Below are 20566 nucleotides of genomic sequence, written 5' to 3' on the forward strand. Positions count from 1 at the left end.
GGCGAGCGCGGTGCTAGGCTAGCAGCCTAGCTACTAACACGGTCTGAAAAATAAGCGGCAGGTGCGATCGACAACCGCCGTGGAGGAGCGATCAGGTGGTGGACCCGGGCAGGCTGCTCGCCGAACTGCTGGACGAGGTGCGAGCCGTCGAGACGGACCTGCACCGGAACATCGGCCATGCCGGTGACGCCAACGCGCTGCGTGCCACATACGAGCGTCTGGTGCACGAAACGGGCATCGGGACGGGTTTCTCCGCATGGGTCGACGAACAGGTGGACTGCGCCGCCGTGTGCTGGGTGCTGGCCTCGGTCTTCGTGCGATATGCGGAGGACAACCAGATCCTGCCGGGGGTGCTTCTCCTGTCGGGTGCGGATCAAGACGGTGTTCGTGCGGCGGAGACGGGGCAGACCCGTTGGTTCGCAGAGAATCCGTCATCGACACCTGCCGACTTCTTGATGGCAGTGTTCCGCCGCCTGTCCCGGCCCGGTGGCGTCGACGTGCTGGGGGACGCGGTCGATATTCTCGCGCGTTGTCCGATCTCAGCGGCGGCCGCCGATCGCTTGATCGCTTTCTGGAGGCGAGTCGACGCCGATGGTGCGGCCGTCCACCGCTTCCGGGACGTCGACCTGGCGACGGACTTCACCGAGGTTCTCTACCAAGATCTATCGCGGTCGGCACGTGATCGGTACATGCTCCTGACGACGCCCGAAATGGTGGTGTCGTTGGTCCTCGACCACACGCTGAACCCCCGGCTGGAAGACGATCCGGCCGAACTGCGGATCATGGACCCGGCGTGTGGATCCGGTCGGTTCCTCCTCTCCGCCTTCGAACGGGTGGTTCGTGCGTGGGAGCAGCGGGAACCGACGGCCTCCCGCGCAGAACGCGTGCTTCGCGCGCTCCGAACCGTACATGGGGTGGATCGCCACCTTCCTGCGGTGATGATCACGCGGTTCCGGCTCCTCGTCGCGGCGCTCCGACTGCTGGACGGTGACCCACTGCCCGGCGAACACGACTTCAACGTCGTGGTAGGCGACGCGCTCCTGCCTCCTCCCGCCGACATCCTCATGGGCGGCCACGAACAGGGGCGGCTCGGCGAAATGCTGACGCCAGGCAGGTACGACGTAGTGGTGTCGGAGCCGCCGTACATCACGGTCGCCGACAAGGCACTGGCGAGCCGCTATCGGGAACGGTATTCGTCGTGCACAGGGCACTTCGCCCTCACCGTCCCGTTCGCCGAGTTGATGTTCGACTTGGCCGCGAGGGACGACCGGGCCGGGCACGTCGGTCAGTTCATCTCCAATACATTCATGAAGCGCGAGTTCGGCAAGAGGTTGGTGGAGGACTTCTACGGTGAGCGTGCGACCCTGACGCACGTCCTCGACACGTGCGGCGCGTACATCCCCAACCGTGGCACACCGACGGTCGTACTCATCGGACGCAACCGCCAACCCACCCCGGAGGACGAGATCCTCGTCGTCGCGGGACTCCGCAGCGAACCGACACTTCCCGACCACCCCGAGGACGGTGTCGTGTGGCGATCGATCGTGCGGCAGTCATGGGAAGCGGGGCGGAGCTCGGAGTGGAGTTCCTCCTTCACCGTCGGCCGGGCCGACCTGGCCGTCCACCCCTGGAGCCTTTCCCCGCCGCGAACCGCCGGGTTGCTCGAACGGATGGCGGGCGGTGAGTCGCTCGGCGATCGTGCGATCCGCATCGGCTATGCCGCCACCACAGGCTCGGACTCCGTGTTCGTTGCCCCACCACGGCACTTCGAGCGCATCGGGGCCGAGGGCGGTGACGTGCTCGTTCCGGTCATCACCGGCTCGGAAGTCAGGGACTGGACGGCCAAGCCCGTGAACGTCGCCTTCTGCCCGCAGGACAGATGGAGCGGATTGATCGACATCAGGCGGTATCCCGGACACCTCCGCCGCCTGTGGCCGTATCGGACGAGCCTGCTCGCGCGCTCCAACTACTCCGGCCGCTCCTACCAGGAGGACGGCAGGGCTTGGTTCGACTGGCACCAGGTGACTTACACGCCGGATGCGCACGAATTGTCGATCACACTGTCCTGGGTCGCGACGCACAACCAGTTCGCATTGTCACGCGACCGTGCGATGCCCCTGACCTCTGCTCCCGTGATCAAGCTGCCGAGGTCCGCCACGGAGGAGGACCACGTCGGACTCCTCGGGCTCCTCAATAGCTCTGCCGCGTGCTTCTGGCTGAAGCAACACAGCCAGAGCAAGCGGCACGTCGTGCCGGGGTCGTCCGTGACCGCGGAGCCGTGGATGGAGATCTACGAGTTCGCGCCGTCTCGCCTGCGAGGGCTTCCGCTTCCCCGGAGCCTCCCGACGCGGTCGGGCGCACGCCTCGCCGAGCTCGCACGAGAACTGGTTTCGCTGGAACCGAGCGAGGTTCTCGCGGCGGGTCCGCCGACTGCCGAGCGGCTGGCCATCGCCAAGGCGCGGTGGCACTCCGTGCGAGCGACGATGATCGCTCTGCAGGAGGAACTCGACTGGGAGGTCTACCGCCTCTACGGTCTCACTCGCGGCGAAGACCTGGTCGCGCACCCCGATGTGGTCCCCGAGCTGAGGGTTGGCGAGCGGGCGTTCGAGCTCGTGCTGGCCGAGCGCTCACGCGCTGGAGAAAACACCACGACCTGGTTCGAGCGGCAAGGCGCTGCGATCACCACCGAGGTGCCACGCGAGTGGCTGGCCGAGTACCAGGACATTGTCGAACGCCGCGTCCGAGCCATTCGCGACAACCCCGAACTCGACCTGGTGGAACGGCCGGAGTACAAGCGGCGGTGGACCAGGGTCTCCTGGGAGGACCTCCAGGACACCGCGCTCGAAAGTTGGATCCTCGATCGGTGCGAGGACTCGCGACACTGGTTCGCCCTTGACGGGAGCGAGACGCCGCCCCGGCCACTAACGGTCGCGGAACTCGCTCGACAGGTCGCCGGCGATCCTGCCGTCGCGGAGGTCGTGACGCTCTACGCGCCCGGCAAGCCTGTCGTGGACGTGATCGCGTCCTGCGTCGAGCGCGAGCACGTGCCCTACCTGGCGGCGCTGCGAGTACGTGAGTCCGGCCTCGCCAAGCGCGCGGAGTGGGAACACGTGTGGCAGCGCCAGCACGAGAAGGACGTCACCGGATCAGCTGGTCCTTCGCTTCCGCCGGCGCCTCCCCGTTACTCCTACACGGACTACCTCAAGATCGATTATTGGCGCCTGCGCGGCAAGTTCGACGTGCCGCATGAACGCTTCATCTCCTACCCGCGAGCGTCTGCCACAGGAAGGAAGGAAATGCTGCTCGGGTGGGCGGGGTGGAACGAACGGCAACGCGCCGCCGTCCTGATGGAACTCCTCGCGTCAGCCGATGCCCTCGACCGGAGTTCCGCCCTGCCCTTGCTCGCCGGTCTGCTGGAACTGTTGCCGTGGATGACCTGGTCGACGGCCGGCGACTCCGGTGCGGACGTCACCGACTTCCTGAACTGGCAACTACAGCGGTGGGATGCGACCGCCGACGAACTCCGCGCGTGGCGGCCAGCGAAGTCTCGCCGAGGCAGACCGCCGAAGAACCCGGCACTCCGGTCGCACTAGAGGTGCCGGGGCTCGCCCATCCCGGCTAGAAGTCGCGGGTCACCTGCCACTCTCCTCGGCGGGCGTTCAGGCGTGACGGGAACAACGTGGCCGGCCGCGACCCGTCGGCGCGGCTGGCCGGGGGTGGTGATCGTGATCAGTGGGTTGGTAGGCGGCAGGACAGTTCGGCCAGCAGTTTGCCTGTTCATCAGGTCGGCCAGGTCGCCGAAGCCCGACTCCTCAACCGCAGACTCCGCTCGATGAGCACGTCCATCGCGACAAGACGTCGAGGACGTCGATGTCCAGGGCCTCGGCCATGGACGGACGCGTCTAGCAGTTGCGCACATGCTGTCATGCCGTCAGCGGACGGAACCTCTACCACGCCCCAGGCCGTACGACAACCTCAAAGTACATTCGGCACGCCCCGCAGGGCACCGAACAGACTTGGGCTGACCTGAGAATCTATGTTTCCGCACCCACATTGGCCATCCGAGGGGACCTGGGCTGAGTTGCGGAAACACTTGATCAATTGAGTGCCCCCGGCAGGATTCGAACCTGCGCACCCGCCTCCGGAGGGCGACCGCCGCTGACTACACCAGCTTCTACCTGCGACTACAGCAACACCATAGATCACGTATGGCTCGCCTGCCCCTGCCGTTGACTCCGTTTCGCGTCACGAGCGGCGTCACGCGGCTCCGCCCAGCGGAGATCAACTATGTGATTCGAAAATCACCCGCTCGGGGGACGCATAGGGTTGGCGTCGAGTCGACGTCCTGGACGGGGCGGGGTCAGTAGATCTGGTCGGGCGGGTTGTCAGTCCGCCGGCTGAGGGTGGGGGAACAAGCCGTAGCGGCCGCGGGTCGGGTTCTTGGTGAAGGAGATGTCCCGTGCCCAGACCCCCAAGGCGTTCGGCGGGTTCTGGTTCTCCAGGATGATGATCTGGCCAGAGAAGTTCGATTGGATGTCGGCGAAGAACCGGCCCGCGAGGCTGGTGGTGTCGAGGACGTCGCCGCTGTCGTCGGGTTCGGCGTCAGGGTCCGGGGGGCGGTAGACGACCAGGGGCGAATCGAGCACGACGAAGCCTGGGTGGGGTAGGTCGTTGTCGAAGCAGTATTGGGCGAGTGAGATGGTGAACGCGGCATGCAGGACAGCGCGGACACCTTTGCCGTGGGCGGAGCGCAGTTGGCTGCCCGAGACGATGTCCTGGGCCTCGAAGCTGTAACTGGTGTTGTCCGCGTCGTGGAAGCCCCAGGCCCGCAACCGGGCCGCGATCATGCGTGACAGGTCGTCGACAGCTCCTCGTTGCAGTCCTGCGGTGGGAGCGATCGTGTCCTGCTTTGGTTCATTCTCGATCTCGACGCGGAGGGTTTCGAGTCGCTGGATTCGGCGGATGGTCTCGGCGTCGCGTTCGAGCTGCGACGACAAGCCGAGCACCTCGTTGAGCTCATGTTGTCGAGGGTTGAGCATGTCGTCGAGTCGCGAGATCATCGACCGCGCCTCGGTTGTCCGATCCGTGTATGCCAAGAGGCGCGCGGCCTTCTCCGCACGATCGACGCGCAACCCGTCGATGGCATGAAGCAGGTCGCCGCGCAGCGCGGTCGTCTTGCGTTGCTCCTCGCGCACGGACTCGGCCAGCGCGGTCGTGTCGTCGGCGCAGTCCTCGTTGAGGTGTTGGTGTGCGGGCTCGGCACCGCAGAACACGCAGCGCCCCGGGGTGAAGTAGCCGAGAAGCGATCCGGCCTCGGCGACGGCTTCCAGTCGTGCCAGATCCGAGGTGTACTGCTCGTGCAGGAGGGTGAAACGCGCATCGAGAACGTCGAGTTCGGCGAGGCTGCGCCGTGCGGCGACGACGAGTCGTTCGCTGTTGGACAGCGTTTGTCCCCATTGGTGCCTTGCGGTGGCGGTCTGCTCGATCGCGGCGGTCGACTCGGTGATTGTCGTCCTCAGCCGCCCCAACCGGTCGACAACCTGTTGGAGCGTCTCCTCGGTCTGGAGCTGTTCACGCAGCTCGGCCAGCAGCGTGTCGATGACGTCGTGCTTGGCGAGCTTGGACCGGCGACGTTCGGGTGCCGATTCACCCGGCTCGATCGCGGAGTCGTCCTCGCCTTGAAGGAGGAGGCGAAACGTTGAGATTTCTCCGGTGCGGAGTGTGTGTTGCCCAGTCACCACTGGTGCGGTCTTGGCTTGGATCTTGGTTTCACCGATGAGGAACAGGGGGGACACCTTGCGCAGGCTCAGCGAGATCGTCTTCCCCGCGCCGTCCGTTCGAATGAACTTTCCATCCAGGCCGATCTTGTCCAGGAGGAAGCGCGAGAGGTTCCTGGCATTCTTGGCGTTGTGCTTTTCCGCAAGGATCTCGCCGTTGGCGGGCAGTGGATAGGCGCGGTGGTCGCCGTGAAACAGCCGGAAGCCGCCCCCTTGGGTGGCTCTGGACAGGGTGATGTCCTCGCCGTCGGGCAGGCGGATGCCGAGCAGCACGGTGTCGTAACCGACCCGTTCCGGGATGTCCTCCAGTGCCGAGCCGCCGAGCATGAAGTCGATGCTGTCGGCGATGTAGGACTTCCCGGTGTCCGACGGACCACGGACCAACGTGAGGCTGGGCCCGAAATCCACGGTCGCCGGGTTGACCGACGGGCCGATGAAGGTCAGATGCAGCAGGGTCAGCCGCTCCATGAGCCCGTACCCCTCTCTCCGTCGCCGTTGTCGACTCCGCCGCCGTGCCAACTGCCGAAGATCGCAGCTGTTTGCCGTCGGACTTCCTCCTCGGGCAGAGGAGCGAACCGCTCGACCACCCACCGGCAGCGGTCACGCAACTGGGCGATGTAGCCCGACGCGAGCGCGGAGACGAAACTGTGCGCCTCGTCCCCTGCCTCGTAGCGGATGCCGGCACCCGACGCGCGCATGTCGATCAGCCCGGCACGCATCATGACCCGCAGCCCTTCCTCGATGCTCGCCCGCCGCACGCCCAGCTCTCCGGCGTGCATGGCGTGGGCGGGGTGGATGCTGGGTGGCCCCCCGAGCTCGGCGGTGTGCAGCACGCTGTGGTCAAGCAGGACCAGGTGGTTGATGTCCAGCTGCTCCGGATATGCCTCGGTCAACATCACCAGGACTCGGACCCCGTACTCCAGTGGGCCGTTGAGCGGAACCCTCATGCTTCCTCCACCCAGGTCAGCCGGTCGTCGTTGGCGAGCTGGTGGCAGACGCCCTTGCGGTCGTCGATGTCGGTCACGTCAATGAGCTTGTGGCGACTGAGGTCGAGGCTGCCCACCTGGGTCAGGACCTGCCCCAACCGCGCGTAGCCGTCCGCGTGGTCACCCTCCGCCACGTCGACCACCCCGGCGTGGATGTCCTCCTGGAGCTTCTCGAAGGTGCCTGGAGGCACCGCTCCGGCGGAGTACGCCTTGAGCGACTCCGCCCGGAAGAAACTCACCCGCTGCCGCTGAAGGTGCCTGCTCAGCTTCGGTACGCGGGCCACCGAGTCCAGGGTGGTGATCTTGTCCGGGTGACGCTCCAGATACACGGCCAGGAGTTGCTGCAAGTAGCGGGCCTCGACGGGCATGTACTCCTCAGGCGGGACCTCTCCGTCGGCCCGTGCAGGGAGCGCCGTGGCGAACCGGGCGGCGTGCCACCGGGTTCGATTGTGGGTCTCCAGCGCGTCCAAGACCTCCACCGACCTGAACATGGCGAAGTCGGTCACCGCCGCCAAATCCCGCACCGCGCCGAGCATCACGTTGTCCAGCTCCTTCACGAGCGCGTCGCCTTCGACGAGCCGGTCCAGGAACTTGTTCCGCAGGGTGGTCGGCTTACTGACCATCATGTTGAACGGAGTCGACAACCCCCTGGGTGCCAAGAACTGGTAGCTCTCGGGCAGGCAGTACGCACCGTCGATGACGGATGTGAAGACCTTGAGCATCTCGGCCGCGGCAACGGCGTAGCCGAGGGGCTCCTTGTAGTGTTTGGCCTGGAAGCAGTCCCACGGCCCCTCGAACTCCCGGTCGGTCTTGAACGCTGCGATGTCCGCACCCTTGTCACCCGCCCCACCGAGCCGCTTGATCTGGAAGTAGTCCTCAGCCAGTGCGGTGGCCCACTCGCGGATGAACTCCTCCCACTCGTCGGGCGTGTACAACCGGAGACGCGCCGCAGGCGGAATCGGCGGACCATCCAAGACCACGGACCGGGTTGAATCGACGGGCAGGGGCATGGCGCTGACCGCCACCCGGCCACTCACCTGCTGCTCCCCATCGTCATGTTGCGTCCTACCTCCGCACTCCTGATCGACTGCGCATCCTAATCCGGACAGGCTAGAAGCGAACGCGTCCGCAGCGAAGGATTTCGTGGCCGGAAGCCAGGCGACAAGATCGACTCGACGGCTCGGCCGAAGCCGCCTCCCTGCCATCGCGTGGCGTACGTCCGCTTCTGCCGACCTCCGGATGTTCAGGTGCCCGGGGCGAGGGTCCGGAGTTGGTGGAGTCCAGGTACGTCGACTTGGGATGCGAGGTGGTTCACGCGTGAGGGCAGTGACTCCTGCGGACGGGATCTCGGCGCACAGCGCTACTGGACGGGTTGGCCGGCTGCCAGTCGGTCCTGCAGGCGCGGGTGCTTGAACTGGTAGAGCGCCCCGACGGTTCGCAGCACGCGGCGGTCCCGTTCGGCCTCCAGGAAGGACACACCGCAGATGCGGACGCCGCGTAGCCGCAGTTGAAGGCATACCAGCATGGTTCGCCACGCATCGGAGGAACCGATACCCAGACTGAGGCCGAGCATGACCGTGATCGCCACGAAGGCGATGCCCCCGGCGAGTGGTCCGTGCAGCACCCCCTGCTTGATCCCCTGCGGCAGGCCCAAGGCGAGCCCGCCGGTGATGCCGAAGAGGACGGCGTGCCTCGTGTCCTGCACCCACGCCAGGTGCGGATCGGTGGCGGTTTCGGTGGAGGGGCGGGCGAAGCCGACCATGAGTCCGAAGATGAACGCTGTGGTCAGACCCGCGCCGACCCCGTGTTGCGCTCCGTCGGTAAATCCGTACGCCAGCCCGACGGGGAGCCCGATTGCCAGACCTGACAGCAGGTGGAACCGGCGGACGTAAGACATCCACCCTGTGCGTTCGCCGGTGCCCGGTGGCGGTGCCGCCCTGGTCGCCCAACGCCAGACCACCACACCCGCCCCAGCTCCCGCCAAGAGCCCGAGCACCCAGTGCGTTTGGTTTCCCACGGCGACCACGGTGGCCACCCCGATGGTCAATCCGGCACCAGGGCTGAACGCGGCGACGTTCCCGCTGACCCTGGTGAACCGGCGGGAGTGCCGCAGTTCCGAAGTGAGCCCGGTCAACAAGCCGAAGATCAGCCCGATCGCGGACATGTAGACCACGCCGAACGCGGCTCCGGTGGACCCGTCGACCACATAGCGGCCCTGTGGTCCGAACATGACAGGTCCGAACAACGCACCCGTGATCAGCCCCATGACGGCAGGAACGCTCGCGCGCACCGCGCGCTCGTGCCACCGGTTCAGCCATCGATGGATTTGCCACCACGCGAGGTCGCGGATGTTGCCCTGCGCCAGCATCCGCGCGGCGATGAAGGTCAGCGGCGTTCGGCGCTCGCCGTCGCCCACGGAGCGGTCGAGCAGCGCGTTCTCCACTTCCTCGCGGGAGCCGAACCGGCCAGGGGCGAGCAGGTCCTGGATCAGGTCCGCATCGGCGTGATCACGCAACAGGGTCAGAGCGAGCGGGGAGTCGAGCGCACGGGCCACGGCGCTGTCCGGGTGCTCGTTCAGGTGGGTGGTCAGCCGGGCCCACTGCGGCTCGCTGCCGTCGAGGTTCAATCCGTTGAGGTATGCGGCAGCGTCGACCGGCGAGACCGGTAACAGCTCCAGCGCGGCAGCCGCATGTATGTGCTCGCCGGCGACCACCGCGTCGGCGAACTCGCTCGTGCGGGTCAGGAGCACCAATCGAAAGGTCGAGGGCTTGCGGAGCTCGTCCAACGCCGCCGCGCGCAGCCGTGGGTCCATCTCGTCGAAACCGTCGAGGAACAGCGAAACCCCGCCGCAGGCAACGAGTTGGGCAGCCGTGCCTGCACCCAGGACTTCAGCGCGTAGAAACGGGTGATCTGCCGCCAGCCGCTCAGCCAGCCACTCGCCCAACCGTTGATCGCCCGGATCCCAGCCGCTCGTGGTGAACAGAACCGGCACGGGTACGGTCGCGCGCTGCTCCGCGACCAGTCCCGCACGGTGGGCGAGCGCTTCGAGCAGCGTCAGGATCGCGCTGGCCGACTTCCCCGAGCCCGCGTTGCCGAGGATCACTGTTCGCCCCGAATCAGTCCCGGCGCAGACGGGGAACAAGTCCCGCAACTCACCGCCCCGCAAGCTCGCCGGACTGACGGGGCTCAACTCGGGCAGGGGTCGGAACAGCGGTCTTCGGCGAGGTGGCACGTTGGCAACGACTTCCACACTGCTGGTCATCCCCTTGGCCCACTGCCAGCGAACAGGCACCGGCATCGGGGTGCGTAATCGGCGATGGTCCGCCTCCGCGGTCCACTGGCTCGTCACTTCGATCGCCAGCCGGTCGGCCGCCTCTGCGAGTTCGGCACTCGGCAATGGCGGACCGGGCGCCTGCGCTGTCGACCCCGCGTCGGGTGCACGTGTCCAGTGTTCGCGGACCAGGCGGAGCGATTCCCGGGCCTCGTCGAATACCTGAAGGTCGTCCCGGCCGGCCTCTCCGGGTTCGAGCTTCTGACCCAGTGCGTGAATCATGACCTCTGCTGCGCGAACCACGAAGTGGTCGGAGACCGGCCGCACTCCCCTGAGCCAGTAGTTCCAACTGGTGTCGCTTGCCCCGGTCTTTTCGCCGAGAGTCTTGAGCGACCACTTGAGGAGCTTTCGCACGCGCTCCAGTTCGGCCAGCAGGTCGCCACGAGTCCGAGAGGGGTCATGTCGCACGGTTCCCAGTTTGCCGCAGGGCCGATGCTGATCATCCCGGGGATATCCCGGGGACGCGATCCGGCTGGTCAGGAGCTCGGGTGTCGCTAGTGTCAACGACCGGATCAGGGACGGGCTCGGATCCGGTTCCGGCCCCGCCGAGCCGAGGGATCCTCAGCAGGCTCGTGCGTAAACCCGATTCTTGACCTGGGGTGCGCTGCCTCGCCGCACGCGGCAACAACGGCGCTCTTCGGCAGACCGAACACCAGACACAAGGGATCGTCGGCGAACGAAAGATCGACCCGACCGAAAAGGACGGTAGATGTGAAAATGTCATTCAGGCGCGTGGCCGCCTCCGCAATTGCAATCGGGGTACTGACCTCCGGAATGCTCGTTTCGGGCGCTTCCGGGGCGATGGCGGCGCCGTGCGGCCTCAGCTACACGGTAGGTGACGTGCCCCTCGGCCCGCTGAAGGTCGTCTACTACGACATTCGCAATTGTCACTCCTACACGGTGCAGCGCAAGTTGGACTTGGCCGGAACCACGGACGAGCCGTGTCTCACCATTGGTCCGGGGCAAACTGTTTCCAGGACGCGCGTCATCGCCGGCTGGGCAGGGGTGCGGGGAATAAAGCCCTGCTGAGTCCCGGGTCTGCGCCCGAGTGATCAATGGCCTCCTGAGGCGACAGGCGCCTCAGGAGGCCACACGCGAAGTGCGGAATGGCTCGTTCATCACGCCGCCCGGGCCCGACCCGCACTGAGTGCGAGCCCGGCCACCACAGGCCCGGGAATACGCATTTTTGCAGGCACTCTCGGTTGACCGAGTTGGAGGGAAATAGTTGGCAAAGCGTTGGCGGAAGATTCCTTACGGCCCAGTACCCTGTCACGCGAATAACATCGAGGAGAATACTGCATCGTGCAGGCCACAAGGAGACGGTGCGCCGGGCTGGAGCCGTTCACCGTCACCATCGGCCCCGCCCACGTAGACCCCGAAACCGTCCAGATGCCCGCCCGGCCCCTGGAACCGCTCGCCGAGCTGCGGCTGGCCATCCGGGCCGCCATCGGCGACGTGTGCGAAACCGACAACGTCCCCGAGCCCGAGAACGGATTCCGCGCGCACGTCAGCCTCGGCTACTCCAACACCGCCGGCCCCGCCGAACCCGCCGCCGAGACGCTGGAAACCCACGGCCACCACACGGCCCAGGTCACCGTGTCCTCCGTATCGCTGATCGACCTCAACCGGGACCACAAGGCCTACCGATGGACCGACGTCGCCTCCGTCGAACTCGGACACGCCTGAAACCATCACGCCACACCGCCCCACCAAGGCCGCTCCGGCACCTCATCTCATCGACTCGTCACCTGGTCGAGGCGCGCAGGACCACCGGCTCATTCAGGCGGTGTCGCGGGTCGCCGAACGCAGGCCACGGTGTGTCGGGCAGGGCGGTTCCGCGCGGGGTCACCAGCAGTGCCCGGACCTGCTCGGCGAGGTGTCGGTCCAGGCCGCCTTCCTGTGCGAGTGCTCGTCGCAGGTGACTGGCGAAGCTCTTCTCGTCGCCGGCGGCCCAGCGCACTCGCGCGATCTGCACGTGGCATCGCGCAATGCCGGGCGCGTCCGACAGCTTGCCGAACAACGTCTTCGCACGATCGAGGTAGTCGACGGCGGTGTCCAGCCTGCCGACCTCGGTCATGAGGCACCCGAGGTGGCCCAACATCAATGCGACACCGCGCTCGTCGCGACGGGCCACGCAGTCCTCCAGGATCCCGTCGGCGCAGTCGATCACCCGGTGCATCCGCCCCCGCGACCGATACGTCACCGCCAACGACGACAACGCCGCGACCGGCGACTCGCGATCATCCCGCACACGATCCACAGCCAACGCCATCATCCCTTCGCCTGTAGCCGACGAACAGTGCTCTCGTGCACGGGCGGACTTCGCGCCGTCGAAACAGGGCCTGCGCAGGAGACTCAGGACGCTGCGGCCGGACGGTGACACACCGGCACCGGACTCCTGGTTCACCGGGTCGCGTCGACCCGCGCCTGGTCGCACACGATCTCGAACAGGTCCTCGAATCGCAGTGGTTTCAACGCCGTGAGCGCGCCGGCGATGAAGGCCGGTCCGGGTCGCAGGTCGCCGTTGCGCACGCGGGCGAGCGTGGACCGGTTGAGGCCCATGGCCTTGGCCAGGGCGTAGTCCGACGGATAGCCGGCCAGCGACGACGCGTTGGCGAACGCGCTACGACGCAGTCTGATCGTGTTCAGCACAGCCCCGGACCCTCCGCGGTCTCAAGTGGACAGCCGGATCACGAGCGAGACCGCGGCCATTGCCTCCGCCCCGCCGGGACCCGCAAGGGCTCGATCAGAGCGGCTCACCTCGGTCCCGGGGAAGGAGTCAACTGTCCGACCTGGCGATTTGCCCCGGTCCGTGCCGTCGGGCGTCGAGTCGCAGGTCATCTCCGGATCTGGCCACCCGATGAAGCGCAAACCCCGGTGGGAGCAGGGACGCCCCATCAGCTAACGGGGTGGTCGACGGCCCGGTGACGTCGAGGAGGACCACCACCTCTCCCACCAGCCCTCGCCGGAGGAAGAGCTCCGCGTACCGGTGGTCCGACACGAGGAGCGCCGATCGTGTCCCGCCGCTGTAGAGCGCGTCGACCAGTTCGTCGCGCGAAGTTCCGGGAGGAAGCGCGGGCAGGTGGAAGATGTCGGCGGGATGGGCCCCAGGCACCGCTTCGGCGACGTGTCCGTCTCCCCTGATCACCACGTCCACTCCCGCAGACAACACGCTGATCTGGGAGTCGGTGAGCACGCCCGTACGCCCGTCCGGGCCTGACCGGTACGCCCAGGTGATGTGCGGGCGGCGGGTGCGCTGCGCATCGAGCCACGGCCCCAGCACCAGGAGGGCCTCGTCGGCGAGCACCCCCACCTCGACGTCGACCCCGGCCGCGGCGAGTCGGGCGGCACCGCCCTCCTCCCGCGAGGTCGGGTCGATCAGGGCGACGACGGTCCGTGCGATGCCGGCGTCGATCAGTGCCTGACGGCACGGCGGGGTCCGGCCGTGGTGGTTGCACGGTTCCAACGTCACCACCGCGGTCCCGCCCCGGGCACGATCTCCCGCCGCCGCCAGCGCGTTCACCTCGGCGTGCGCCTCGCCCTTGCGCTCGTGGTACCCCTCCCCCACGACCCGGCCCCCAGGGTCGAGGACCACGCAGCCGACCGGCGGGTTCGGGCTCGTACGGCCCAGGCCGAACGCGGACAGGGCGATCGCGCGCCGCATCGCCGCGAGTTCGACCCCCGACACGGTCACGACCCGGCACCCAGCCGGATCGTGAACGCGGCCACCGCAGGTATCGACCGGTGCGGCGCGAGAAGGTCGGAGACCTTGTGCAGCGCGTTCTCCGTGCGGACGGAGCCGGCGCTGTGCGCGATCTCCAACGCCTCACCGGCCAGGTGCGCGGCGTACTCGGGTTCGCCGACGCGAGCCGCCGCAGCGGCGAACCCGCCCAGCGCCAGCCCGCGATCGCGCCGGTACGCCGGAGGCAGCGCCGGAAGGGCCTCCTCGTACACCAGGACCGCGCGATCCGGCCGGTCGACGGCCAGCCAGCACGCCGCGCGCTGCAACTCCAGGTAGGCGGGCGTGCAGAACGAACCATGACCGTCACGGGCATCGCCGACGCCGTCCGACGCGGCCCACCCGTGCGCCTCGTCCAGCATCCTCTGGGCCGAGACCTCGTCCCCGTCCAAGGCGTGCCCGTGCGCCTCCTGCTGGGCGATCGCCGCCCTCATCGGTGGAGCCAAGTCGACCTCGTCCCGACGCGCGGCCTGAGCGAGCCCGAGGGTCCGCGCGGCGTCGGACGCCGCCGATGCCTGTTGACTGCACCGGAACAGGGTCCAGGACAGCATCCGCCGGTCGTCGGACTCGTGGGCCCACTGCATCGCGCGGTCCGACCAGTACCGGGCGAACTCGTCCTCGCCGGCGTCCTCGTGCAGCCACGCCGCCGACTCCGCGTACCGGGCCGCCAACCGGACCAACTCCCGCCTGAGCGGACCCCGCGCGGCACGCATCGCCTCCCGCACCAACCGGAGATGACTGTGCACCGGGCCGAGCGCGAACCGCGGGCCGAACAGGTTGTCGGTCTTCACCAGCAGGTGCCACTGCTCGCGCAGGTGGTCGGCCAGATCCGGGAGGTACGCGGGTGCGGCCCGCGGCACCGGACGTCGACCCCGGTACGTGGCGCCCTCCTCTGCCGACAGCGCCGATCCGTTGCGGAACGCGTGCTGCTCGCGCCTGGCGAGCTGACGCAGAGCGATGAGCGCCCCGTCCGCGCCCAACGCGGTGTCGATCGCCTTCACCAACTCGAACGACGGGAGGTTCTGCCCGGGGCGTTCCGCCGTCGACACGTACTGACGCGTGTAGCCGATCGCGGCGCCCAACTGGGGCTGGCTCAGCCCGGCCGCACTACGGCGGGCCTTGATCTCGGCCGCCAGGCGGACGGCGGCGGGACGCCCTTCACCGGACGAGTCGCGCACGTCGCTCATAGATTCGCTCCGCAATGCCCAGATCCACGACATCCAGACGCAAAACTCCTGGTAGTCGACTTGCATCCTTCCGTAATCATAGCCGGTCCTGGTCGCATAACCCCGCAACCTAAACGCGCTGTCGAGCAGGGAGGCCGTCGTGCAGCCGAGTGAAGGCGTTCAAGCGAGCAGCAGTTCGGGACCGGACGCGTACCGGGACGCCGGACGCGACCGAGAACGGTGAACAGGGACGAACTGGAGTTCATCGCCAGGACCACCCGGACCAACACCTTCCTCGGACGGTACTGCGCACGCCTGATGGACGAAGCCGATCCGTTGTGCACCACCGACTACACGATTCCGCTGGCCACCGTCGAACACCAGTTGAGCCACGAGTTGCTGGAACTGGGCCACCTGATCGGCCGCAAGGCCGGGACCAGGACACCCTCGGCCGGCGACGCCGGCCGAGAGCGGGACCTGCCGGAGTAGGACTGAATGAAAGGGAACACCATGGCTGTTCAGCCACCGGGGCGGCAGCACCCCCAAGTCTCGGCACCACCGGCGGCCCTGCGGAACCTGGTGAGCTTGTGCGTTCCGCGACTGTTCGCCGTCGGCTACGAACACGACCGCCCGGCCGGTGGCGTCGGCATAGCGGCGTGGGGCCTCGCCTTTCCCGGCCAGGTACAGGCGATCTCGGTCGACGGCACCTACTGGGTCGTCACCGACCAAGCGGACCAAGCGCTGACCCACTTCGCCGAGCAGGACCTGACAGCGCATGTCGTCTGGGCCGACCGCGGCCAAGCCCGTCCTGACAGCGCAACCTGAGGCGGTCGGGTCCGGCCGGTCGATGGCTGCACGGGCAGGGTGTCCGACAACGCCGGACACCCACGCACGGCGTGGCTCACGCGGTGAATCGACCCCCGACGGCATTCGAGGTGAACGACTTCCACGCGGCCTTCGAGAACAACAAGGTGCAGGTCGACCGGTTCTTGGTGTCACGGACGCCGATGACGGGTCCGTTGCCCGAGACCTCCACGCAGGACTGATTCGGATCGCTGTGGGTGGACTTGTGCCACCCTGTCAGCTCCTCGCCACTCGCAGATGACCCTCCTGAGGCTCCTCGCCCCTGCGACATCGGGTGGATCAACATCGGCTCCTCTCCTCGCGTGCCGTCCCTTTCGGTCACTGCGCCATGAGGAAGGCACGAGACTGCTCCGGGCCGAGTGCTGCGGCCCGCTGGTGTTCCCACACCGTCAGATACTCGTTCGCCTCTTCCTGGCTCGACGTGACCTGACCGTCCTTGAGGCCCTCGATGTGCACGAGCTGCACATGAGGATCGCTGTCATAGCCGAAGATCGTGTAGGTGAAGGCCTGACCGAGGTAATAGCCGACGTTCCAGGGAACGACCTGCACCTCGACGTTCGGCCGGTCGATGGCCTCGGCGACGGCCACCTTCTGCTCGCGCTGGATGGCCGAGCTGCCGTCCATGTTCGCCATGCGTTCGAGCGCCGCCTGGTCCACGACGAACCAGAACCGCTGATCGAGGTTGTCGAGAACAGCCTGCCGCCGAAGCCTCAGCACCACGGCACGTTCGACGTCGTCCGGACTCATCGAAGGCCTCGCCGCCCGGAACAGCATCCTCATGTACGCCTCGGTCTGCAGAAGACCGGGGACGGTCATGCTGTTGTGCTGCCACAGGTAGTGCGCGCTGGTCTCCAGGTCGACGACTTCACGCATGGTGCCGAGGAAGCTCGCCCGCAGCGCGGTCCGCGACGCCCGCTTCTCCCGGCCGCGTGCCAACAGCAGGAGCTGCTCCCTGGTCGGCTCGTCGGGGCGGAGGCCGTCGAGCAGCGCGAGGAGGTCGGGCAAGGTGGTGCCGCTGTCGCCCCGCTCGATGTTCCCGATCTTGTTCTGCGTGCAGTCGAGGAACTTGCCCACCTCGGCCTGGCTCAGTCCACAGGCCACGCGAAGCTCCGCGAGTTTGCGACCGATGATCACGTCGGCGACGCGCTTGGGGATCGCGGCGGGGGTCATCGAGCCTCCGGTTCGGGCGACTTGCCAACTTGCGGAACGTAGCAGGCAAGTTCACCCATAAGGTCGAGTAGCGAACTTGTTTAAACGGATTTACGGTCTGAGGCGAGGTTAACGCGCCAGATCGGAGGATCCATGAGGACGGTTACTCAAGTTACCAGTCCGCGACCCGAGCTGATCAGCGACACTCCCCTGGCCGGCCCCCTGCATGGCGGAGCCGGCCCAGGCCAGTTGGACGCGTTCCTCGACAACTTGCCGACGGGCGGTTCTGCGGAGCCAGCGGCGGTGAAGCGCCCCCCACCGCTGCCGGTCCCGCGGACGGCATGGCCGCCCATTGACCAATCGGCGAGCAGGAGGCACCACGGCACGGTCGGCGGCAGGCCTGCCGTGGTGCAGCCTGAACCACCCGGATTGAAAGCCGGCCCCATTCGACGGATCGGCACGTCTTCCCGTGCACCCGAGCAGGGGCCGTGATGACCACCCGCGCGTTTCGTTGGTTGCCGTACTCCGGACGACGTCATGCAGTCCCGCGCTCGATGGCGGCGTGCGACACGGGTTCCACGCTGTGCGGCGAACCCGTGACGGTGCCACACGATCCGCCCCCGCGACACCCCGATGGGTGTTGGCCCACGTGCACCGCCTGTGACGCCGCTTGGCGCAAACACGAGGGAATCCCGGCCTTCCCGCACCCGCAAACCCCTGTGTGCAAGAACCCCGGCCGCCGTCCGACTCGACGAAGCGGAGGCAGGACATGATGTTGACGTCGGACAACAACGTTGTCTTCCGAGCCCTGATGATGGACGTCAGAGCACGACTTGAGGCAGCGGTGCAAGGAGTGTTCCAAGGCAGCGACGCAGACGCAGCCCTGATCGCTCGCACCGAACTACCCGGGCTTGCCGCCGGGATCCTCACACTGCTCGAAGATCATGCGCCTGACGCAAACGGGTTCTGCATGACCTGTCGAACAAAGCTGTGGCGTCACGTGGCCGTGCCATGCAGCCCACTGTTGCGGTTCCACCTCGCGTGCACCAAGTCGAGCACGCGGGCACGACACCGCCTGACCGAGTCGGCCTAGCCGCAGGACGAAGGCATTCCTGCCGGCCAACTCCCATGGCCGACGCAAACAATCCTCTGTGGATACTCCACGCGAGGCAACCGAAAGGCAGTCAATGACGAACTCCGTCGTCGCACCGAAGTCGCGCGGCAACGAGCAGGCCGCGTTGCGATACACCGAGCTGGGCTGGCCGGTGCTTCCCGGGGCGACGTGGGATGGAACGTGGTTCATCGACCCGGCATCGAGCGAGCCCACGGATGATGTGTCGCTGCGACCCTTGACGGACGCCACGACCGATGGAGACGTCGTACGAGAGTGGTGGGGGCCGGACGGCCAGTGCGACTGCGGCGTGCTCACCGTCACCGGCCCCGACCTCGGGGTGGTCGCCGTCCACGTGAACGTGGCGATCGCCGTCATCGGCCAGGATCGGTTCAAGGCCAACCCGACGCCAGTCTTCTGGATCGAGAACACCCCGGTGGCCTTCTTCCTCGTCAAGCCCTCAGCCGAGGTTGCGCCAGACCCGAGCCAGGTGGCGACGTTCGACAATGCGCGAGTGGTCCCGCTTCCCCCGACCCGCTTCAACGGCGAACGGATGGAGTGGATCGTCGTCCCGAGCGCCGACACGCCGCTACTGGCGGCGGAGACCTTCTACGAACTGATCAAGTCGGTCACCGGAACCTCGGCCACTCCGAGCCCGACCTGAGGTCGATGCCCACAGGCCGGTGACGACGCTCGGCGTTGGCTCGCCGGGCACCGTCACCGACCTTCGCCGTCTACACCACAGGTTGTTGGAGGCGGCACATCCTGCGGCCGTCGACCTCCATGGTGTTCGGCGGTGTCGGTACGTAGTAGGCGTTGGTGACCGCTTCGCCGGGCCAGAACGGGACCGATCCCCAGGGGCCGACGCATTTGCCGTAGTGGTGGCCACTGGAGGTGTCGACGCGGATGAGAATGAAGGAGTCGGCGCAGTGGTCGTAGCGGGAGACCGCGCCGTTGTTGTGGTCGGGGTTGACGTGGTGGAAGCCGCAGAGTGCTCGGGCTGACGCGGTCTCTGTCGGTCCGAGGAGCAGGGCGGTGAGGAGCGGGGCGGCGGCCAGGGTGCCGCGTACCGGGATGTGCATGGGATCGCCTCCGAATTGATCGGGATGCCGCGGTGGCGGCGGGGCGATTCCGAAAATTGATCGCGCGCTGGAGTTGTGGCAGTGGGTTGCCTTATTCGAATGGAAGCGAATAGGGATGCGTGGCGTGGTTCAGGTGGCAATTTCGCCGAGGTAGGGGACTCCACCTGCGGTGATGGCGGCACGGGTGAGGTTGTGGTTGTGCTCGGCCATCCGTGCCAGGGCGCTGGGGTCGTCGGCGGGTGCGGCGCGGAGGATGGAGAACAGGAAGCTGACCGGTGTTTCCGGGAGGTGGAGGGCCGGGGTCCGGAATCGGGCTCGGGGGATCGGGTAGAGCAGGACGACGCCGCTGTCGCCGATCAGCGGCCGGGTGGTCTCGGTCAGGGCGGCGGACACGGTGGTTTCGGTCTGGTGGTCGGGGAGCAGGAGGTTGAGCCAGGGGTGTGGCTGCTGCCACGGGCCGATGCGGCGGAGCAGTGCGACGGATTCGGCGAGGCGGTCGAGGAATCCGGGGTAGGTCGTGGCCTCGGTGTCAGGCTCGCCGCGGTGGTTGAGGCCGTGCAGGAGCTGGGTGTCGTCTGGTTCTGCGGGTGGGGTGTGGAAGGTGGCGGCCTCGATGCGGAGGTTCCAGCGGCCGGTGTCGTCGAGTTGGGCCTGGCCTTCGAGGTAGTCGAATCGCTGTTCGCGCATGAGGGTGCGTTGGTCGGCGAGGAGGTCTGCCAGGTTGTCGTAGTCCAGCCGGTAGACGTGGGCGTGGGTGTGGGCGGGCAGCAGCCGGAGTGTGGCGGTGAGGATGATGCCGTTGCGTCCTCGGCCGGCGCGGACCGTGTCGAACAGCGCGGGGTTCGTGGTGGGTGAGCAGGTGTGGCGGGTGCCGTCCGGGGTGAGTACGTCGAGTGCCAGGACGTTGTCGGTCTGTGCGCCGTGGCGGTGGCTGGCGCCGCCGATGCCGCCGACCGACAGGGTGCCGCCGACGGACAGTTCGAGGTAGTCCGTGAGCACGGGCGGGGTGAGGCCTCGGGGGATCGTGGCGGCCAGGACCTGGCTCCACCGTGCGCCGGCGTCGACCACGACGTGGTCGGAGGCGATCTCGTGGACGGTGTCGAGGCCGGTCATGTCGACGACGATGCCGCCGGGTGCCTGTGCCTGACCCGCGGTGGAGTGGCCTTCGGATCGTGGGACGAGGCGGAGGTCGTTCGCGGTGGCGTAGCGCTGCACGGCGGCGATGTCGTCGGCGGATTCGGGGCGCAGGACGGCGAGCGGACGGTGGTGGGTGGTTCTGCCGAAGTCGGTCGACGCCCAGTCGATGTCGTGTTCGTCGGTGGAGATCACGCCCCGTACGGCGGGCAACGGGTCGGGCATCG

Annotated in this window: 18 protein-coding genes; 6 read left to right on the forward strand and 12 right to left on the reverse strand. The window is 67.4% G+C overall.

Features of this window, described 5'->3' with window-relative positions; all coding sequences use genetic code 11:
• Positions 1-95 precede the first annotated feature (95 nt).
• Entirely contained in the window at positions 96-3593 is a 3498-nt protein-coding gene (pglX, locus tag AC0HI0_RS28690) for a BREX-2 system adenine-specific DNA-methyltransferase PglX (RefSeq protein ID WP_480926615.1), read from the forward strand.
• Positions 3594-4385: 792 nt separating this feature from the next.
• Here pglX and AC0HI0_RS28695 read toward each other — a convergent pair.
• The 4 genes from AC0HI0_RS28695 to AC0HI0_RS28710 all read right to left on the reverse strand — a co-directional run bounded on the left by AC0HI0_RS28695 (position 4386) and on the right by AC0HI0_RS28710 (position 10502).
• Positions 4386-6245: a hypothetical protein gene (locus tag AC0HI0_RS28695; RefSeq protein ID WP_480926616.1), complete on the reverse strand. Its 1860-nt coding sequence runs from the start codon at positions 6243-6245 to the stop codon at positions 4386-4388.
• Entirely contained in the window at positions 6233-6724 is a 492-nt protein-coding gene (locus AC0HI0_RS28700) for an ABC-three component system middle component 2 (RefSeq protein WP_480926617.1), read from the reverse strand. Before AC0HI0_RS28700 ends, AC0HI0_RS28695 begins: the two co-directional genes overlap by 13 nt.
• A complete protein-coding gene (locus AC0HI0_RS28705) occupies positions 6721-7800 on the reverse strand; it encodes an ABC-three component system protein (protein WP_480926618.1) in 1080 nt (359 codons plus the stop codon). Before AC0HI0_RS28705 ends, AC0HI0_RS28700 begins: the two co-directional genes overlap by 4 nt.
• A gap of 323 nt (positions 7801-8123) precedes the next feature.
• Positions 8124-10502 carry a hypothetical protein gene (locus AC0HI0_RS28710; protein ID WP_480926619.1) on the reverse strand — a complete coding sequence of 793 codons (2379 nt, stop codon included), beginning with the start codon at positions 10500-10502 and terminating at the stop codon, positions 8124-8126.
• A gap of 894 nt (positions 10503-11396) precedes the next feature.
• On the opposite strand from AC0HI0_RS28710, the gene AC0HI0_RS28715 reads away from it, so the two are divergent.
• Complete coding sequence (locus tag AC0HI0_RS28715) at positions 11397-11780, forward strand: 2'-5' RNA ligase family protein (protein ID WP_480926620.1); 384 nt, start codon at positions 11397-11399, stop codon at positions 11778-11780.
• 58 nt (positions 11781-11838) lie between these two features.
• Here the strand turns inward: AC0HI0_RS28715 and AC0HI0_RS28720 are convergent, their stop codons facing one another.
• The 4 genes from AC0HI0_RS28720 to AC0HI0_RS28735 all read right to left on the reverse strand — a co-directional run bounded on the left by AC0HI0_RS28720 (position 11839) and on the right by AC0HI0_RS28735 (position 15020).
• A complete protein-coding gene (locus tag AC0HI0_RS28720; protein ID WP_480926621.1) occupies positions 11839-12477 on the reverse strand; it encodes a tetratricopeptide repeat protein in 639 nt (212 codons plus the stop codon).
• 20 nt (positions 12478-12497) lie between these two features.
• Complete coding sequence (locus AC0HI0_RS28725; RefSeq protein ID WP_480926622.1) at positions 12498-12746, reverse strand: transcriptional regulator; 249 nt, start codon at positions 12744-12746, stop codon at positions 12498-12500.
• 127 nt (positions 12747-12873) lie between these two features.
• Entirely contained in the window at positions 12874-13758 is an 885-nt protein-coding gene (ribD, locus tag AC0HI0_RS28730) for a bifunctional diaminohydroxyphosphoribosylaminopyrimidine deaminase/5-amino-6-(5-phosphoribosylamino)uracil reductase RibD (RefSeq protein ID WP_480926623.1), read from the reverse strand.
• A 26-nt stretch (positions 13759-13784) separates the two neighbouring features.
• Positions 13785-15020, reverse strand: a complete 1236-nt coding sequence (locus tag AC0HI0_RS28735; protein WP_480926624.1) for a helix-turn-helix transcriptional regulator — start codon at positions 15018-15020, stop codon at positions 13785-13787.
• A 219-nt stretch (positions 15021-15239) separates the two neighbouring features.
• Here AC0HI0_RS28735 and AC0HI0_RS28740 point away from each other — a divergent pair, with 219 nt between their 5' ends.
• Positions 15240-15488, forward strand: a complete 249-nt coding sequence (locus AC0HI0_RS28740) for a hypothetical protein (protein ID WP_480926625.1) — start codon at positions 15240-15242, stop codon at positions 15486-15488.
• Positions 15489-15494: 6 nt separating this feature from the next.
• Positions 15495-15824, forward strand: coding sequence for a hypothetical protein (locus tag AC0HI0_RS28745; protein WP_480926626.1), 330 nt, complete (start codon positions 15495-15497; stop codon positions 15822-15824).
• A gap of 76 nt (positions 15825-15900) precedes the next feature.
• On the opposite strand, the gene AC0HI0_RS28750 is transcribed toward AC0HI0_RS28745, so the two are convergent.
• Complete coding sequence (locus tag AC0HI0_RS28750) at positions 15901-16149, reverse strand: DUF397 domain-containing protein (protein ID WP_480926627.1); 249 nt, start codon at positions 16147-16149, stop codon at positions 15901-15903.
• Positions 16150-16181: 32 nt separating this feature from the next.
• The gene (locus AC0HI0_RS28755) at positions 16182-17033 is read right to left on the reverse strand and encodes a helix-turn-helix domain-containing protein (protein WP_480926628.1); all 852 of its coding nucleotides are present in this window, start codon (positions 17031-17033) and stop codon (positions 16182-16184) included.
• A gap of 470 nt (positions 17034-17503) precedes the next feature.
• Between AC0HI0_RS28755 and AC0HI0_RS28760 the strand changes: the two genes are divergently transcribed.
• A complete protein-coding gene (locus tag AC0HI0_RS28760; RefSeq protein ID WP_480934412.1) occupies positions 17504-17785 on the forward strand; it encodes an HC3 family zinc finger protein in 282 nt (93 codons plus the stop codon).
• A gap of 414 nt (positions 17786-18199) precedes the next feature.
• A complete protein-coding gene (locus tag AC0HI0_RS28765) occupies positions 18200-18787 on the forward strand; it encodes a bifunctional DNA primase/polymerase (protein WP_480926629.1) in 588 nt (195 codons plus the stop codon).
• 70 nt (positions 18788-18857) lie between these two features.
• Here AC0HI0_RS28765 and AC0HI0_RS28770 read toward each other — a convergent pair whose 3' ends face one another.
• Together AC0HI0_RS28770 and AC0HI0_RS28775 are read right to left on the reverse strand one after the other, a co-directional pair.
• Positions 18858-19205 carry a DUF6355 family natural product biosynthesis protein gene (locus tag AC0HI0_RS28770; RefSeq protein WP_480926630.1) on the reverse strand — a complete coding sequence of 116 codons (348 nt, stop codon included), beginning with the start codon at positions 19203-19205 and terminating at the stop codon, positions 18858-18860.
• Between the two features lie 129 nt (positions 19206-19334).
• Positions 19335-20564, reverse strand: a complete 1230-nt coding sequence (locus tag AC0HI0_RS28775; protein WP_480926631.1) for an FAD-binding protein — start codon at positions 20562-20564, stop codon at positions 19335-19337.
• Positions 20565-20566: the final 2 nt, after the last annotated feature.

The organism is Saccharothrix sp. NBAS 001 (assembly GCF_056640475.1).